We start from the raw sequence: 1,023 nt of genomic DNA, 5'->3' as shown, positions 1-1,023 counted from the left end.
CCATGATCATCACCGCGGTGAGCGCGGCCATCGGGATCTCGGCCACGACGTCGTGCAGGACGATCGTCAGCACGAGCACCGACGCTCCGGCGGCGAAGGTCGAGATGCGCGTCCTGGCCCCCGCCGTCTTCACGTTGATGACGGTCTGGCCGATCATCGCGCACCCGCCGGTCCCGCCGAAGAAGGCGGAGGCGACGTTCGCGATGCCCTGCCCCCACGACTCCCGCCACTTGCTCGACCCGGTCTCGGTGATCGAGTCGACGAGCTGGGCGGTGAGCAGCGTCTCGATCAGGCCCACGATCGCCACCCCGAACGCGTACGGCGCGATGATCTGCAGCGTCTCCAGCGAGAACGGCGTGGTGATGCCGTTGAACCCCGGCAGCGCCGTCGGCAGCGCGCCCTCGTCGCCGACCGTCGGCACGGCGACGCCGAACAGGATGGTGATCGCGGTGATCACGACCACCGCGACGAGCGGCGCGGGGACCGCCTTCGTGAGGAACGGGAACCCGATGATGACGGCGACGCCGAGGGCCGTCAGCGCCCAGACGACCGGCGGCACGTCGGGGCCGAACAGGTTCGGGAGCTGGGCGGTGAAGATGAGGATGGCCAGGGCGTTCACGAACGCGACGTTGACGCTCCGCGGGATGAACCGCATCAGCCGCGCGACGCCGAGGAAGCCGAGCACGATCTGGACGAGGCCGCCGAGGACGATCGTCGGGACGAGGTAGGCGATCCCGTGGTCACGCACGAGCGGCGCGATCACGAGGGCGACCGACCCCGCCGCGGCGGAGATCATCGCCGGACGACCGCCCACGATCGAGATCACGACGGCGATGACGACGCTGGAGAACAGCCCCACCGCCGGGTCGACGCCGGCGACGACCGAGAACGAGATCGCCTCGGGGATGAGGGCGAGCGCGGTGACGACCCCGGCGAGGACCTCGCGCGTGAGGAGACGGGGCGAGCGCAGGGCGCTGAGGACGCTGGGCGCGGAGGGAGCGTGGGTGATCACGGACATCGCTC

Annotated in this window: 1 protein-coding gene; it reads right to left on the bottom strand. The window is 70.7% G+C overall.

Features of this window, described 5'->3' with window-relative positions; all coding sequences use genetic code 11:
- Positions 1-1,018: SulP family inorganic anion transporter (locus I5E_RS08365; protein WP_031261918.1), on the bottom strand; the 1,018-nt coding region annotated here is incomplete at its 3' end.
- Between the last annotated feature and the right edge of the window lie 5 nt (positions 1,019-1,023).

The sequence above is a fragment of the Curtobacterium sp. B18 genome, from assembly GCF_000333375.1.
Lineage (GTDB): Bacteria > Actinomycetota > Actinomycetes > Actinomycetales > Microbacteriaceae > Curtobacterium.
Note: the sequence above shows the minus strand (reverse complement) of the source record. Positions and strands in the feature narration are given on the sequence as shown.